A 16,518-nucleotide genomic window follows, 5' to 3' on the forward strand; every position below is an offset into this window, starting at 1 on the left:
GCAATCCTCGTACTCAGCAAGGGTTACGCCCGATCATGAAGGCGCTATCAGGATCCGAAGTCACTGGCAGACCGGCCGCGACCAAGCCTTGACGCAAAGACTTCATGAGGCGATCCGGAACTCGCATCGCGGGTGCACGAAGCGGGCCGCCGTTAAAGCCGGCCAGCCAGTCCTGGTATTTCCACATGGTGCGATTGAGCACCCCTGTACCGCCCGCATAGGTTTGAGCCGCGGCACCGTTGGCACCACGTGCCGGGTTGACCTTCCAATACAATTCCATCGCTTCTTCGAATCGGCCGGTGCGTGCCAACTCGAAAGCCTTCGGGTAGTAGTCGCTCATCCAGGCGGTGTTGCTGGTGCCGGAAAACTGCAACTCCATCAGGCTCATCAGTGGAATCGCATCGCCTTCGATGGGGCAACTGATCACGACTTGATCCCGGAAGTGGTGGTACATCTCACAGATACCTGCCGGCAGTGGGAACCCCTGCTCCGCCTTGATCGCCGCGATATTCGGACAATCGGCCAGCAGTCTACGTACCAGTTCCAGGGACATGCCAGACGGATGCACGCGCTCAAAGCCCCAGAGCGGAATCGGGAACAGCATGACCGCCAGATCCGTCGCGTCGCAGAATGACTTGGTGTAGTCGTAGATCTCCTGCTCGGAAGTCGGCCAGAACTGCGGCGGATAGGAGAGCAGGACAATGTCTGCACCCGCTTTCTCGGCGAGCTTCGCGGCCTCGATATTCTCGGCGAGGGTGCCAAACGCCGCATGGAAGAACAGGATCAGGTTTTTTCCGGATTCACGGGCCCAGGCGGTGAATTGAGCGTTCTCTTGCGCAGTGATCGCCAGCTCGCTGCAGAGCAGTGTGGCGCTGTAACCGAGCCCGACCGTATGCTCGATGTCGTGACGAATGCCACGTTCATTGAGGCACTTGAGGTCGGCGCTGAAGCTGGGGATGGTGACTGCCGAGCAGCCCACCAGATTTTCGCGCGCCCAGGCGCGGGCATCAGTTTTTTTGTAGATAGCCATGACAATCTTCCTTCAAACAGTGGGGGGTTATTTCGAGATAGGGACAATACTGGCGGGCTGGTCGATACCGAGGCCTTGCTGTTTGGCGCGCTCGTAAAGCATTTCAGCAATGACGACATCCTGCAGGGCCGAACCGACCGATTTGTAGAGGACAATGTCGCTTTCGTTTCGACGCGGATGGGCACGACCCGCGACCAAATCGGCCAACGGTACTAACTTCTCGGCGACTTTTACGCCAGCACTGAGCGCAGCGATGGCATCGCCCGTGTCGTGAAGCACTTCGTGGGGTATGTCAGCGACGATGCAGACGGCTCGCTCCATCGTGACCGCATCAACCTCCCGCTGCTCAGGCAAGGTCGAACCTAATGACACGACCGTAGCGCCGGCGGGCAGCCACTCCCCTTGCAACACGGGAGATTCATCGCGGCTGCGGGCGGCGCAAATCACCACATCGCAATCCTGCACCGCCTCTTGCGCACTGTTTACCGCTTCGATATCCAGCGCGGGCCTGAAGCTCTCGGCAAACCGCTCGCGACTCGCCGGTGTTGGACTGAACACCCGTACCCGAGCCACCTCCCGCACGGACTTGAGGCAGTCAAGCGCACCGCGTGCTTCGAACCCAGCCCCAATCACACCAACCCGCAACGCTCGCTGGGGTGCTAGCAGATCTATCGCCAATGCGGCGGTTGCAGCCGTGCGCAAGCCTGTCACTCGGTTGCCGTCGATCAAGGCGCTGAGCGCCATGGTTTGCTGATTGAACAATGCGATCAGGTAACTGGCGCAACGGGCCCGCATCGAGGCCGCGATCAACTTGCACCCCATGTGGCCGCCGGCGGGTGACACCGCGGTCAAACTGCGCAGCCAGATACCATCGCCTCGAGCCATGGAGCGAGGCGGCACCATGGCATCCGATGTCGGGTAGGCGTAGGCATCAGCGAGCACGGCTACAGCTGCGCTCCAGTCGGCAAGCGAAGCAACATCGGAGTCACTGAGAAAGAGCGTCGGCGCAATGGCCTGAGGCACCTTGGAATCATGCATATCGTTCACCTCGCAATCGGGGATCAGTCATTGATTGACTGACACCCTACGAGGCACTTGCCACGGTGAATACTGCATGGAGTGGAAAGCAGTTATCACTCAAGTCGATGGCATGGCCAAATCACAGATTAACCGTCGTACCTCCCGGGAGGCACGGGTCAAGGGGCGACGGGGAGATTCGACAAGCACGACAAAGCGCTCAAGAACCGGCTCAACTATGCGTGACGACGTCAGTCGCTGATCAAGCGAATCGGGCAGCACAGAGGCAATCGCATATCCCCCGCCCGCCGCAACGACTTCGTATTGAAGTTGGACGGAATCAGCTTCAACCGCAACGCACAAAGCCATTGAATGCTCCACCGCCAAGTGATCGAGCCTGGCCCTCAGCAGATGGGGACGCCCTGGCACCACCAATGGCAACCCGGACAGCTGCTTCAATGGGATATCTCGATTGCCGATGACGGGGTCCGTGGCGGGCCCCACCAGATGCAGAGGGACCCTGACCAGTGGATAGGCCTCACCAATACTTGTCTCATCCTCACGCAGGACCAACGCCATATCGAGACGGCCATCGTGCAACTGCTCTTCCAGTTGAGCACTTGCTCCCTCGATCAGGTGCAATCTCACCCCCGGCATGTGCTCGCTCACTGCCGCAAAAAGAGTCCCCGCATAACGACGTACCGCTGAAGGCAGCATACCGACAACCACTTCGCCTACCGGTTTGCCACGCAGGTTACGAATGTCATCGACAATGCTCTGCGCCTCCACCAGAAGGCTCGATACGCAAGGCAGCAACTGCTCACCAAACTCAGTCAGGACCACTCCGCGCCCGGTACGATGAAACAAGCGTTCGCCACATTGCGATTCGAGCAGAGCAATATTTCGACTGACCATGGACTGAGGCATGTCAAGCAATGTAGCCGCTTTACTTAAACTTCCAACCTCCGCGACACGTATAAATAATATCCATCGAGGATCGACAATCGTAAGAACGCTGGAAGGACATTGCGATACTGGGTCGGGTTTATAGGTACTGTGAGCATTTTTATTATTCTTCATGCTGTTAACTCCAATACTTCCGACCGGCTCTGACTCTCCGACCGCCAAGCGAATCAATACGTTATACGAACAATAGAGCCCTCGACCAAGTCTTGCACAGGGTATCCACAGGCCACCCATCGCGATTGGCGATAAGAGATATCGGATTAAAAGATACATGACGCAACTCACGTCGTGTGCACGCCTCCTTTCCCTCTGCCACGCCCTCCATTGGCAGGTAGTTGACAATCTGATAGTTCACAATGAAAGTATCGAAAAATAAAAACAATAAGAGATCAATGCCATGCGATTCGAACATCTGGATCTTAATCTCCTAGTGGCCCTCGATATTTTGCTGGATGAGCAAAATATCACCCGTGCCGCAGCGCGTTTGCACATGACTCAATCAGCAACCAGTGGCGTCATCGGGCGTCTGCGGACCTACTTCGAAGATGACTTGCTTGTGCAGGTGGGTCGCAAAATGATGCTCACCCCACGAGCCAAGCAACTACAAAGCCCCGTGCGCGAAATTCTTCTCAAGATCCAGACTTCAATCACAAACAAACCTGGGGAAAACATCGCTGAAAGCAAACGCCATTTTCGTGTCATGGCGTCCGACTATCTGATTTGCGTGATCTTTGCCGAAGTCATCAAGGCAGCGAATCGTGAAGCCCCTTTCGTGACCTTCGAACTGGTCAGCCCGAATGACTCCCCTCTGGAGATGCTCATGCATGGTGAGATCGATTTGATGATCGCACCAGAACACTACATTTCCCCCCAGCACCCCTCAGAGCTGCTCTTCGAGGAACAACACGTCTGCGTTGTATGGGAAGGTAATACCAGCGTTGGTCAAAACCTGACGTTAGAACGCTATCTGGAGCTGGGTCACATCGCCGCCGCATTCGGCAGGAACAGGACGCCAGGAGTCGATGAGTGGCTGATTAAGCAGTACGGATGCAGTCGTCGACTGGAGGTCATTACACACGATTTCAGCACCATACCCAGCCTGATCATGGGCACCGAACGTATAGCGACCATGCTCGGCCGGCTTGCTGCCCTGTACGCCAAAACGCTGCCTCTTCGACTGATTCGGCCCCCGGTCGAGTTGACCACGATGAAAGAATTCATGGCCTGGCACCGCAGCATGGATAGCGACCCGATGTTGCGTTGGCTTCGCGAAAAAGTGGTCGATACGATCCGCAGCCTCGATACGCCGCTTATTCTCTAGCTCGACTCTGTTCATAGGCCTGATGTAGATGCCCGCGACTGTCATCCAGATGCAGGCGCATGGCAGCGCGCGCGCATTCAACATCCTGACGCAGGATTGCGTCATAAATCCCTTCGTGCTCATTGTGAATGCGCTGTTCGTAACTCAGGGGGTCTTCATGGAACAGACGGGCAGAATCGAGTCGGCTGCGCGGGACGATGACGACGCCGAGGGTGCGCAGGGTGTCGCCAATATAGGGATTGCCTGTGGTCTCAGCTATTTTCAAATGGAACTGAAAGTCCAGGGCGGCCACATCATCAGCCATGACCTGCCTGGGTTTTAACCGATCGAGCAGCGCCCGCATCTCCTCCAACTGTTCAGGTGTTCGTCGTTGAGCGGCGAGCCCTGCGGCTTCTACTTCAAGAGCAATCCGCAGCTCCATGATGGCCAGCGAATCGACGATGATGTCGATCGTGGCCGGATCAATGAGTGGACCTGGCGACAGCGTACTGCCCCGCACGAAAGTCCCGATACCATGATGTGTCAGAACCATGCCGCAGGCCTGTAAACGAGACATGGCTTCGCGAACGACTGTCCTGCTCACACCATATTCACGCATGATGGCCGTCTCGGCGGGCAACTTTTCCCCCCCTCGCAACCGCCCCTCGCTAATGTATTTCGACAGCAACGCTTCAAGGTCTTGAGAAAGACTACGGCGCTTTTTTCGAACGTCTGTGGGCACACTCATATCAGTCATGATCGATCATTCTCAATCCTCGAAAATCGCCACTGCCCGGATAAAACCGGCCGATGCATGCTTGATCTTGTAAGGGAAACAAGAGACCAAAAAACCATGGGCCGGCAGACTTTCCAGATTGGCGAGTTTTTCCATCTGACCATAACCGATATCCCGACCAGCCTTGTGCCCCTCCCAGATGATTGAGGCATCACCACTTTCAGCGAAGCGCGCGCGTGTGTACTTGAATGGCGCATCCCAACTCCACGCATCGGTACCGACAACCCGCACTCCCTTCTCCAGCAGATACATCGTCGCCTCACGCCCCATGCCGACGCCGGCATCCAGATACCCGGGCAATCCGAATAAGGCACCTGCCCGCGTGTTGACCAAGACGATATCCAGCGGCTGCAAATCATGGTCGATGCGTGCCAACTCGTCTTCCACTTCAGCGGCTGTGACCACATGCCCGTCGGGCAGGTGTCGAAAATCCAGCTTCACGCCAGGTTGAAGGCACCAATCCAGAGGCAGTTCATCAATACCGTAGGCGGGTTTGCCGCCATCGGTGGTCGAAGCATAATGCCAAGGCGCATCCATATGGGTGCCACTGTGAGTGGTTATGATCAAGCGCTCGGCGGCCCAGGACTCATCTCCCGGCAGATCAGATTTTTTCAGGCCGGGAAACATTGCCGCCATTTCCGGCCAACCTTCTTGGTGGTTACTGTATTCAATCTTCGGCAACAAAGGAGGTGGGTCGGTGTACGGATTGTTCTCCAGGCAGACGGACAAATCCACCAACCGTCGATTAGTCGATTTCATGAACGACCACTCCAGCAGGATTATCTGCCCGATGTGCACGCCGAGTTCGGGGGACGGGATTGAGTGCGTTTCGAACCAGGGCCGCAGCAGACCCATCATGACGAAGCCCCAGAGCACGCGCCTTGGGAGTGCTCATCGCAGGGAAGCGGCCAAAGAGCGTCTCAAGCCTTTCGTCCGGTGCAAAAGTGATGAGTTCTCGCCGCTGCTCACCGTATACCGCCGCCAGGGCGTCGATGATCTGAGCAATGGAAAGGTGCAGCAGGGGTAGTTGCCAGGCACGTTGTCCCCCCAGCGTGGCTTCATCCACTTCGGCTGCATGCAAGAGGTTATCGACACAGCAGCGTGCCGACATCCACCATGCGGTCGCTTGCGGGGAAACGGGACAGCAGTAGGACTCGCCAGCAGCGAAAGCATGCAGCAGGTCGCTCATGAACGCCGAACGCAATCCATTGGGCGCCCGAGGGCGAGCAACAATGCCGGGTAACCGCAGCGCACGGCCATCAACCTCGCCCCGCCGAGCCAGATCGTTCAAGGCGGTCTCAACCATCAACTTGTGCGAGCCGTAGGACAGTTCAGGACACGCTCTGGCAGACTCATCCATACGCCCCGCCAGGCTCGGACCGTAAACCGCTACGCTGCTGGCGTAGATCAAAACAGGTTTTGCAGGTTGTTGCCGCAGTTGCTCAAGCAACTCCAGACTGGCCAGTAAATTGACCTCGTAGCCCTGAGCATAATGCTCCTCAGCAGCGCCGCCCGGTATGCTCACCAGATGAAAGACCACATCGATACCATCGGCCAGTATGCGCCTTAGCAACGCAGGGTCGCTGACACTCCCCAGGTTACGTCGCAGCCGATTGTCCTCGGGAAAGTCACTCAGCTCTTTGTCCAGCAAGATCAGCGCACTGATTGGCACGCCACGTAGAACCCCGGTCGCAAGCAGACGTTGGACCAGGATGCGGCCGATGAAACCATTGGCTCCCGTGACTAAGATTCGCATGATGCTTTCCCCTCTCCTTGACTTGAAACGACGCGCTGATCGATGCCTCCAAACAGCGACTGTCCGTCACTGCCTAGCACCTCCATGCGCACCCGGTCGCCAAAACGCATGAAGCCCGTCCGCGGGGCGCCGTGCTCGATCATCTCAATGGCTCGCCGTTCAGCGATGCAGGCCGAACCCATTTTGCGATCGACATTGGAGACCGTACCCGACCCCACGACCGTACCGCCCCCCAGGCGCCGGGTTAGTGCGGCATGGGCAATGAGCTGGTGAAAGCCGAAGTGCATGGCACCGCCATGGGGATTGCCGAACCACTCCCCATTCCATTCCACTTGCAGAGGCAGGTGCACCCGCCCCTCACGCCAGGCATCGCCCAACTCATCGGGCGTTACCGCAACGGCAGCGAAGCTGGAGGATGGTTTGGCCTGAAGGAAGCCGAATCCGGTTTTCATCTCACGTGGGGCCAGGGCCCGCAGGCTGACATCGTTGAGCTGCAGCACCAGCTTGATATGCGCCATGGCCGCTTCGGCCGAACACCCCATTGGCACCTCATCGACCACCACCGCGAACTCGCCTTCGAAATCGATACCGTGTTGCTCACTCGGCAACGGGATATCGTCACGCGAACCGAGAAAGTCATCACCGGCGCCCTGATAAATCAGAGCAATACTTTCCACGCCTTCGATGGGCTCAAGATGAAAAGCTTTTTGCATCAGTTGACCATGGGAGATGAAGGACGAACCGTCCAACCATTGATACGTGCGCGGCAATGGCGCAGCGGCCTGCGCCGGATCGAAGGCGAAAGCACCTGGTGCCCGCCCCTCGTTCAGTTCGCGATACGACGCCTGCAACTGCGGCTCGACCTCGGCCCAACGATCGATGGCTTGTTGCAGGGTGGCTGCTATATCGCCGACCTCCAGTGCCTGGTGCAAATCGCGCGATACCAACACCAGTCGTCCGTCGCGACCGGCGCTTTTTAAGGTTGCCAGTTTCATGGGTGAATTCCCTGCATAGCGGTCAGTTCGTCGCTGTAGCGTCCGTCAAGCAGAATGAACACCATCCGTGCAGGATGTTCAGTACGATTGCTCCACGCGTGATTGGTGCCGCGTTGCACGACGATATCGCCGCGCTTGAGGTGTACCTCTTCCTGGTCCAGCACCAGCCACACTTCACCCTCGGTGACGATGCCGTAGTCGAGGGTCTCGGTGCGGTGCATTAATTTGTGCCGGGAATCCGTCGTCCCGGTGCCTGCATGGGACTCGCCGATTTCGGCGAAAGCTGCCGCGGCGTCCGCGTCACTGACTTGGTTTTGCACACTGTCAGGCGGGATATCCACTACACGAATCAGATTGCCGAGAGTCGAGGGGCTCAGTTGCAAAGGCTTGGCCGTGGGATCGTCTCCGTTATCCAGCAACGCCGGGCTGTTGGTGCTGTTCCACACTTCATAGAACACCGTACCGGGTACGGCCTTAAGCGGAAAATTGTTGGGCGTCGGCCCGCTCGAAGCGACCGTTGCCAGACCTCGTTGGTCATGGCCGGTGACTACGCGCTTGAAATCAGGAAGTGTTTGCATCGCGTTAGATTCCTTGATTAGCAGCCATCGTTGATGGCAGTACATGAATTCGAATGAGTGCTCAGGTCGCAAGGATTCGCCGCGGTTTAACCCCCGCAGCGAAACACGCCAAAGCGATCAGGAGCTGAACGGCCGCCAGCACCAAAAGTGCTGTCGGCAACTCGATCCCGCCGCCCCCCATAATGGCCATGACCACCAACGGGCTGGCGAACTCACCGGCGAAAAATGCTGAGGTAAACCCACCGGCGGCATAACCACGCTGGTTGAAATCGACTTGGGCCATGACCCAGGTGAGCAGGGTTGGCATCATCAAACCGATACCCAGACCGTTGATCGTCACGGCGATGGCCAAGACCGCATGGCTGGAGGCGACAGCCATCAACCAGCCACCGGCACCGGTCAAAATGAAGGCCAGTGTCAAGAGGTACTGCGCACGCCAGCGTGCCAGTAAAGGAAAACCAAGGGACCCGACCAGTATTCCGAGCTGGTTGGCGCCCATGGTCATGCCGATTTGTCGAGGAGAATCGATGTGCAACAAGTTGAGCAGATGACTGGTTTGTACCGGCACAACGTACAGGCTCACCCCAGCCATGACGGCCAGCAGATAAGCCGGTGTCAGGGTGCGCCATGGCATCTGACTGGACTGTGACTTCAAACTGTCGACGGTTGCGTGGTTTCCCTTCGGCTCCCATAACCATCGAGCCATCAACGGCAGCAACACAAACCCAATTGCATACAGGGTAAAGGGCGTTCGCCAACCACTTTCACCCAGCACGCCACCGAGGGTAATGAACAGCGTCGCCGATAACGACGTGGCGACCATCTGCAAGGCAAACAAACGCGCGCGACGGGCACCGCTGTAATAGTCGCCCATCAAGGTGGTGCAACAGGTCATGATCGCCGCTTCGGCAAGACCTATCCCCGCCCGACTCGCGACAATGGCGGGTAACGACTCAAGCCAGATCGGCAACAGACCACACACGCTGTAGAGCAGCATGGCGCCAAGCAGCAACGGCTTGCGGCCCAGGCGGTCGGCGATGATCCCGGCAAAGGGCGCCAGCAACGCGATCATGAGAGCCGGTAGCGTCAATGCGACAGGCACCAGCACACTGGCCCCCGGCGTATCGGCAAAATGCGCATGCATGCCTGGCAGCACCGGCGCCAGAAGCACCGCGCCCAACACTGGCAGACAACTCCCGACCAGCAACAACAACGATTGCACAAAGCTTGCCTTGCGTTCAGTGCTCATTAGCCATCTCCGGAAATTTCTTATAGGTCTCGCACTGCATGGCAGCGGTGGAAGGAGTGCTTTGGATGTCAGCTAACCGGTCGGCGATCTGTCCTGCCTGCACACGGCGATTTACGGGCAACAAGAAGTAAGCCAGGGCCGGCAACAGGATCAGTGCCCCGGCCATATTCCAGACGAACATGAACGCCAGGAGAATGCCCATGTCGGCCTGAAACTTGATGGGGGACAACACCCAGGTGCCAACCCCGATGGCCAGAGTTACGCCGGTTAGCATCACGACTTTTCCGGTGAACAACAGGGCGTGGTAATAGGCCTGGGACAGACTTTCCCCCAGACGCAGACGGGCCAGCACAATGCTCATTACATACAGTGCGTAATCCACGCCAATACCCACGCCCAGCGCGATCACCGGCAAGGTAGCGACCTTGACGCCGATGCCCAGCGCCACCATCAGCGCTTCACAAAGGATGGATGTGAGCACCAGTGGCAACACCGCACAAAGCACCGCGCGCCAGGAGTGGAAGGTCACCAGGCACAACAGGATGACCGCGCCATAAACCCACCAGAGCATCTCGTGACTGGCTTGCTTGACGACGATATTGGTTGCCGCCTCGATTCCGGCGTTACCCGCGGCAAGAAGAAACTGTGCCTGATCGCTGTTGTTGTCCCGAGCGAAAACTTCCACGGCATCGACGACCCGATTCAGTGTGTCGGCCTTGTGATCAGAGAGGTAGCCGTACAAGGTCAGCAGACTGCAGTCTTCGTTGTACAGCCCCCGGGGTGCCCCGGCAGTGACCATGTTCAGGGTCGCCTGATTGTTCAGCAGCTCATACCACTTCGGACTGCCTTCACTGAGACCGACGAGCACGCGACGGTTGAGCAAGGCAAGCGAATTGGTCGTGTCGACGCCTTCCAGGCCTCGGAGCTGCCAGTCCAGGTTATCCAGCCGCCGCAGGGTGTCGTAATGGGAGCAGGCACCGACCGGAGTCTTGACCATGACCGCGAACACATCACTGCTGGCACCGTAGTGATCGGTCATGAACCCATTGTCTTTGTTGTAACGCGAATCGGCCCGCAGCTCAGGGGCACCAGGATCCAGATCACCAATCTTGAGATGCAAGCTGACCAGATAACCGCCGATAGCCAGCATTCCCGCAACGACAACAGCCACGCTGGCCCACTTGCCTCGGGTAAACAGATCGAGGAAAAGCCACACGGGATGTTTCTGGCCACCCACCTCAGCCACCTGCTCGCTCTTGAGGCTGCGCATGGCTGCGGCCTGGCTCACACCGAGAAATGACAGCAGAATCGGCAACAGGATCAGGTTGGTGAAAATCAACACCGCCACGCCAATACTGGCGATCACCGCCAGGTCTTGAATCACCTGGATCTTGATGATCATCAGCACACCAAAGCCCACCGCGTCGCAAAGCAGTGCGGTCAGACCAGCCAGGAACAACCGGCGGAAGGTATAGCGCGCAGCGATCTGCTTATGAACGCCCCGCCCGATGTCCTGCATGATCCCGTTCATTTTCTGCGCACCATGGCTCATGCCAATGGCGAACACCAGAAACGGCACCAACACCGAATACGGATCAAGCTGATAGCCCAGAATGGGCAACAGGCCCAGTTGCCAGATCACCGCCACCAGCGAACAACTGACCACCAACAATGTGCTTCGCAGGCAGCGAGTGAACCAATAAAGCACCGCAGTCGTGATAATCAGCGCCGCAGCAAAAAACAGCAGGATCTGCCTGAGACCTTCGATCAGGTCACCGACTACCTTGGCGAAGCCTGTGATATGAATCCCGATGGTTTCGCTTTGATATTGCTGACGAAAACCTTCCATCTGCTGGGAAAGTGTTGTGTAGTCCAGTGGTTGGCCATCAGCGGTGGTCGCAAGCAGAGGCACGTACAAGATGCTAGAGCGTTGGTCAAAAGCCACTAACTGACCGATTTCATTGGAGCGTTCGACATTGCGCTTGAGCGCCGCAAGACTGGTGGCATCACCGTTGTAACCATCCGGAATGACCGGCCCACCCTCCAGCCCATCTTCGGTCACACCTACCCAGCGGGTGGCAGGTGTCCACAAGGACTTCATATGGGCCCGGTCAACACCTGCCAGCAGATACACCTGGTCATTGAGCTTTTGCAGTTGCTTCAAGTAATCGGCGTCGTAAATCGAGCCCGACTTGTTCTCGACGGCGATGCGCACCGCATTGCCGAGTCCGGACAACTGCTTGCGATTTTCCAGATAATTAACGATGTACGGATGATCGTTGGGGATCATGTTTTCGAAACTGGCATTAAGTCGCAGATGAGTCGCCTGCCAACCGAGCAACGTGGTGATCAGCAGGCATATCAGTAGAACCAGATACCGATGATTGAACAATGCCCGTTCAAGCAGCGAACCGGACTGGCGATCGAAATCAGCCAGGCTTCCGAGAGCAGGTTGAGCCGGGCAAGGAGTTGTAATGTTCATGTACTACTCCAGGGCTGCTTGGGCAGGAATGGTAGACAGAGCACTCACGTTGGGCATCGAGGCCCGCGATACGCCAGTAAACCCGACCCCGACCAACGAGCCGTCAGGGGCACTCACCAGGTCAATCCAATGCGATCCTTCGGGCGTGGCCAAGGGTTGCAGCACCAGGCTGTCGTCGGCGCCATGCAAGACACTGCCCGCCTGATTCACCCATAGCGTCTGATGGCCAACACGGGGTGCCGCCCCTAGCGATACCGGAATCGGGTTGGTCAACGCTTCAAAGGTGTCGCCCTGATCTCGCGAGCGAAAGGCTTTGCCACGCAGCCCCCCAATCAGCAGTGCGCCGTCGTCCTGAATGGCGAGGCTGAAATAAGTGCCGTCGTAGGGACCGTCCAACTGTTCGAAATGCCTGCCGGAGTCCAGCGAGCGCAACAACAATCCCTGCTCACCAGCGATATAAAAGACCTCTGCCGAACCAGCCAACGCATACAAATGCAAGCTCCTGGCATTGGGAATATGCCCCATCCAGGAATGCCAAGTTTTGCCGCCGTCTTCGGTGCGCATCGCCAGGCCGTAGGCTCCGACAACAATGCCATGTTGAGCATCACTGAAGCTCAAGGTGAGGAAGGGTTTATCCGCGCCATCGGCAACCAGTTGCTTCGCCGCCAGGAGTCGATGTTGCACCTCGTCGGTGGCGCCAGGCGCCCCAACGGCCTTCTGCGCCTCCTCCAGTTCCAGCAAGGCAGCGCGCCGGCCATCCAGTTGCAAGGTCCAGCTCTGTCCGGCGTCCAGGGTGTGCAGTACCACACCCGAATGCCCCACAGCCCACCCATGCTGGGGATCAACGAATTGCACCGCCGTCAGCGTCGTACTGACAGGCACCTGCACCTGGCGCCAGCCGATGCCATTGTCATCGGACAGCAGCACGACGCCGCGCTCACCCACTGCCACCAGCCGCTTTCCAGCCCGGGTGATGTCCAACAGCACGGCATGACCGGCCTGCGGTGTGATGACGCTGGGTTGCGCCAGCACATCTGGCAGCTCGGTTGCGTTCACGTCCGATATCGGCGCCAAAGCCAACCACCCACCAAACAGCCCGCTTGCAAGCAGCCTCTTGTTGTTAAAACAACGGATCATCAATCCTCTCCTCGAGTGGATACGCCCGTATGTACGGGCGTAACGCCTGAGATCAGCGAACACCTTCACCGGCCAGCGAATCGCCGGTAAAAGCCGAGTCCTGATAAGTCGGCATAATCCGGTACTGCTCGCTCTTGCCGGCAAAGATGTCGCCAGCAAACCAAGCCCCGGACAGCAGGTCATAGAAGCCGTTGTTAACGGTCACCACCCCTGGCAGGTCAGGCAATACGACGGGGGTCGTCCAGAGCATTTTCACCAGTTGGTTCTGGGCGTCATAACGCTCGGCCAGTACGGCACTCCAGGTGTCTTCATCGAGGTAGTAGGTGCTCTTGGGCAGCACATGACGCTTACCGTCCACAAGAGACGCTTGCACTACCCAAACGCGGTGCAGCTCCCAACGGATTGAATCAGGGTTCAGGTGATGCTGACCGAGCAGATCGGTGGGTGCATTGGCGGTAAAGACCTTGTTTGAGTTGTATGGAATGTACAACTCCTTCTTACCCACCAGTTTCCAGTTGAAACGGTCAATTCGTCCGCTGAACACATAGAGTTCATCAAAGCTCATAACTCCGGCGCTGGCCGGTGTCGGTGTATCGCAGCAACCATTGGGCAGACGGCGAACTCGACGCTGGCCTGGCAGGTAAGTCCATACAACTGTCTTGTCGGCACTAACATTCTCGCGCCCGACGATTCCTTCACCGGCGCGCAGCGGTGGCCCATCGTTGATCATCCGCGTCGTCCAGAAGACGCCGCTGTCGTTGGCGCCTTGGGGCAAATACCAAGGCATCTGATAGGCGGCTCGCGAGTCGTTGGTCAGCACCGGCTTACCATCAGAGGTGATCAAGTATTGAAAGAAACTGGCATGCCAGGACGCCGCTCGCCAGCGAGTCAGATGGTTCCAGATCGCCTCAGCGCCGCTCTGCGGAATCGGGAATGGAATACCACCTTCAGCATTCTCGGGCTTGGGTCCACCCTCGCTGTCAACCAGCTTGCTTTGGGTCGCATTCTTGAACGTCGTGTCATACACAATCTGCGGCGCGGCAGCGGTGCGGTGGGTCGGGTAGACATCCAGGTGGTAGGTGTCCGGATACTTCTTGAGCATCGCTTTGACGCCTTCGGACAGTTGATCGCTGTACTGCCCCATGTTTTGCGCCGTAATGGTGTACAGCGGTTTTTCATTGGCGAACGGATCACTTCGTTTGCCGCCATCCCTATAGTTTGGGTCGGCCTTGGTGTAGCCCCCATCCCACGCAGGAATCGTCCCGCTGGCGTTACCGACGCGCTCAGCGCCCAGAGGCGTCAGTGAAGTCTTTAGCTTGGCTGCCTCCTCGGCCGATACGGCAGCAAGGGCCCCTTGGGCGATTAGCAATGAAGAAACCAGGCAGGTAAACACAGTAGCGATGCGCTTATAAGAATTCATATGTTGCCCCTGACTCAAAAAGTACGGCTGACGGAGAAAGAAACAAAGTCGCGGTCTTTCATCGCCTGGCCGTAGGTGGTGTGGCTGTTTGCGTCGAGAAAGGTATTTTCCGGCCCGTAGAAATGGGTGTAAGTCAGGCCGACATTCCAGCTGTTGAGGTAGTTACCCTTGATTCCGATGTTGAGATCGCCACCGTGGTTGACACCAAAGCCACTGCCCAGCGCTGACGAATTGCCATGGGTGTAACTGGCCCCCACCGGAACACTGATATCCAGCCCCGGGAATGCTTGGCGGTAGGTCGGTTCATAGACAGTACGCATGCTCCAGGCGTCGCGGTCGGCGTTGGGCTCCAGGGCGTCCGGGCTACGGGTGATGCTGAGCGTGCGGTTCCAGGCGAACTCGCCCATGAAACTGGCTTCCTGGGCGACGAACGAAGGCTCAAGACTCGCCAGCCAGGACAGGTTGGCATGCAGCGTATGGCCGGTCGCGTAGAGAGGGTCGTTGTCGTTGTTCAGGGCTTCTCCCGCCAGCAGCGAGCGCTGATTGGATGAAGCCAGGGGCTGGTGCCAACGCGTCGAGATTTCGCCGGCGATGTTGTAGTTGCCTTGTGTAAGGGAAAAACTGCCGCCAACGGCTTCAATCCCCTCGGGATAGAGCCAATAGAATTGACCTGCATTGCCCGTCTGGGGATTGAGGTTCGCAAAATCCGGACGCACGTTGAGCTGCGGTGATTTGTCGTGGAAACGGATCGCATAAAGACCCCAGTCCACCGTTTCGCCGCGAATGCGCAGTTGCAAACCGCCCTGCCCTGAGTCTTTCGCGTCCTTGTCCTTGCCGTGATAGAAGGCAAGCGGCTCACCTCCAGGCATTACTGGCGCCCCCACAAACAACCTCTCGCTGCCATCAGCAAAAAAATCATTAGTCGAGAAGTAACTACCAGAGGCTGGGAGACGGTTAGCCTCCCACTCAAACTGATAGTAGGCACCGACCGACACTTCAGGTGTCAGTTCCAATTGCCCAGATATTTGTTTGACCGGACGGATTAACTCTTTGAATTGGGTATTGGGTACAGACAAACTCTTGACCACATCGATAGGCGCCATACCTCCGGCAATACCGTTCATCCCGAAGAACAGGCTTTCACCCCACTGCATGGCGTACTGACCCACTCGACCGGAGATCGCGTTACCACCCACTTCACCTTTGCCGTAGATGAACGTATCCAGTAGCTCAACCTTACGGCCATGTAACTCGCGGGTGTCGCTGGGAAAGTGATCGCCTGAGAAACTATTAATGCGATCCGAGGCGTTATTGTCAGTTTTCTTGTTATAGACATCGTCATACCAGGCAGCACCACTCACCCGAGCGCCGACGTTCTTATAAGACATGTCGAATTCAGATAGCAGATCAAGGCGATTGGAAATCAGACCCTTGTCGAAGTTACGATCACCGTCATCCAAATTGAGAGCCGTCTGCCCCTGGGTCAATTTGTCGGACTGACTCTTCACCCGCCAACCGGCACTGTACTTCAGCGTATTGTCCCAACGCATGCGAAGATCGGGATTACCGGAGTCAAGTTCAAACCCATGGGCGGTGGATCCGACCATGCCAAACATCAGCGCTGCTAAACTCAGGGCAAAGGGGGGACGTTCGCCGCGAAAAACGGCGATATCAAAACAGGCCATGTAGAAACCTCTCTGTTGTTTTTATTTTTTAGTTTCATCACGCTGTGACTTAGCAAGGCGAACAGCGCGTTGACTCACCAACGATAAAACGATGGAACTAGAGTTCC

The 16,518-nt window shown here is 57.3% G+C and carries 14 protein-coding genes; 1 reads left to right on the forward strand and 13 read right to left on the reverse strand.

What is annotated here, in order from left to right:
* Window positions 1-13: 13 nt before the first annotated feature.
* From AB7M29_RS20830 to AB7M29_RS20840, 3 genes are all read right to left on the reverse strand, one after another.
* Window positions 14-1,030 carry a dihydrodipicolinate synthase family protein gene (locus AB7M29_RS20830; protein WP_454247773.1) on the reverse strand — a complete coding sequence of 339 codons (1,017 nt, stop codon included), beginning with the start codon at window positions 1,028-1,030 and terminating at the stop codon, window positions 14-16.
* Window positions 1,031-1,057: 27 nt separating this feature from the next.
* Window positions 1,058-2,068, reverse strand: a complete 1,011-nt coding sequence (locus AB7M29_RS20835) for an ornithine cyclodeaminase family protein (RefSeq protein WP_454247774.1) — start codon at window positions 2,066-2,068, stop codon at window positions 1,058-1,060.
* A 99-nt stretch (window positions 2,069-2,167) separates the two neighbouring features.
* On the reverse strand, window positions 2,168-3,127 hold the full coding sequence (locus AB7M29_RS20840) for a LysR family transcriptional regulator (RefSeq protein ID WP_454247775.1): 960 nt from the start codon (window positions 3,125-3,127) through the stop codon (window positions 2,168-2,170).
* 283 nt (window positions 3,128-3,410) lie between these two features.
* Between AB7M29_RS20840 and AB7M29_RS20845 the strand changes: the two genes are divergently transcribed.
* Entirely contained in the window at window positions 3,411-4,334 is a 924-nt protein-coding gene (locus AB7M29_RS20845; RefSeq protein WP_454247776.1) for a LysR family transcriptional regulator, read from the forward strand.
* On the opposite strand, the gene AB7M29_RS20850 is transcribed toward AB7M29_RS20845, so the two are convergent.
* From AB7M29_RS20850 to AB7M29_RS20895, 10 genes are all read right to left on the reverse strand, one after another.
* Window positions 4,324-5,070: a FadR/GntR family transcriptional regulator gene (locus AB7M29_RS20850; RefSeq protein WP_454247777.1), complete on the reverse strand. Its 747-nt coding sequence runs from the start codon at window positions 5,068-5,070 to the stop codon at window positions 4,324-4,326. The two genes, AB7M29_RS20845 and AB7M29_RS20850, sit on opposite strands and share 11 nt — an antisense overlap.
* A gap of 12 nt (window positions 5,071-5,082) precedes the next feature.
* Window positions 5,083-5,868, reverse strand: a complete 786-nt coding sequence (locus AB7M29_RS20855; protein ID WP_454247778.1) for a cyclase family protein — start codon at window positions 5,866-5,868, stop codon at window positions 5,083-5,085.
* The gene (locus AB7M29_RS20860; protein ID WP_454247779.1) at window positions 5,855-6,865 is read right to left on the reverse strand and encodes an NAD-dependent epimerase/dehydratase family protein; all 1,011 of its coding nucleotides are present in this window, start codon (window positions 6,863-6,865) and stop codon (window positions 5,855-5,857) included. The genes AB7M29_RS20855 and AB7M29_RS20860 overlap by 14 nt, the downstream gene beginning before the upstream one ends.
* Window positions 6,853-7,860, reverse strand: coding sequence for a fumarylacetoacetate hydrolase family protein (locus AB7M29_RS20865; RefSeq protein ID WP_454247780.1), 1,008 nt, complete (start codon window positions 7,858-7,860; stop codon window positions 6,853-6,855). Before AB7M29_RS20865 ends, AB7M29_RS20860 begins: the two co-directional genes overlap by 13 nt.
* Window positions 7,857-8,438 carry a cupin domain-containing protein gene (locus AB7M29_RS20870; RefSeq protein WP_454247781.1) on the reverse strand — a complete coding sequence of 194 codons (582 nt, stop codon included), beginning with the start codon at window positions 8,436-8,438 and terminating at the stop codon, window positions 7,857-7,859. The genes AB7M29_RS20865 and AB7M29_RS20870 overlap by 4 nt, the downstream gene beginning before the upstream one ends.
* A gap of 61 nt (window positions 8,439-8,499) precedes the next feature.
* Complete coding sequence (locus AB7M29_RS20875; RefSeq protein WP_454247782.1) at window positions 8,500-9,687, reverse strand: MFS transporter; 1,188 nt, start codon at window positions 9,685-9,687, stop codon at window positions 8,500-8,502.
* The gene (locus tag AB7M29_RS20880) at window positions 9,677-12,169 is read right to left on the reverse strand and encodes an efflux RND transporter permease subunit (protein ID WP_454247783.1); all 2,493 of its coding nucleotides are present in this window, start codon (window positions 12,167-12,169) and stop codon (window positions 9,677-9,679) included. The genes AB7M29_RS20875 and AB7M29_RS20880 overlap by 11 nt, the downstream gene beginning before the upstream one ends.
* 3 nt (window positions 12,170-12,172) lie before the next feature.
* Complete coding sequence (locus tag AB7M29_RS20885) at window positions 12,173-13,225, reverse strand: WD40/YVTN/BNR-like repeat-containing protein (protein ID WP_454247784.1); 1,053 nt, start codon at window positions 13,223-13,225, stop codon at window positions 12,173-12,175.
* Window positions 13,226-13,358: 133 nt separating this feature from the next.
* Window positions 13,359-14,726 (reverse strand): DUF1329 domain-containing protein, encoded by a 1,368-nt coding sequence (locus tag AB7M29_RS20890; protein WP_454247785.1) that lies wholly within the window; start codon window positions 14,724-14,726, stop codon window positions 13,359-13,361.
* A 14-nt stretch (window positions 14,727-14,740) separates the two neighbouring features.
* Complete coding sequence (locus AB7M29_RS20895; RefSeq protein ID WP_454247786.1) at window positions 14,741-16,411, reverse strand: DUF1302 domain-containing protein; 1,671 nt, start codon at window positions 16,409-16,411, stop codon at window positions 14,741-14,743.
* Window positions 16,412-16,518 lie beyond the last annotated feature (107 nt).

The organism is Pseudomonas sp. F-14 TE3623 (assembly GCF_053629015.1).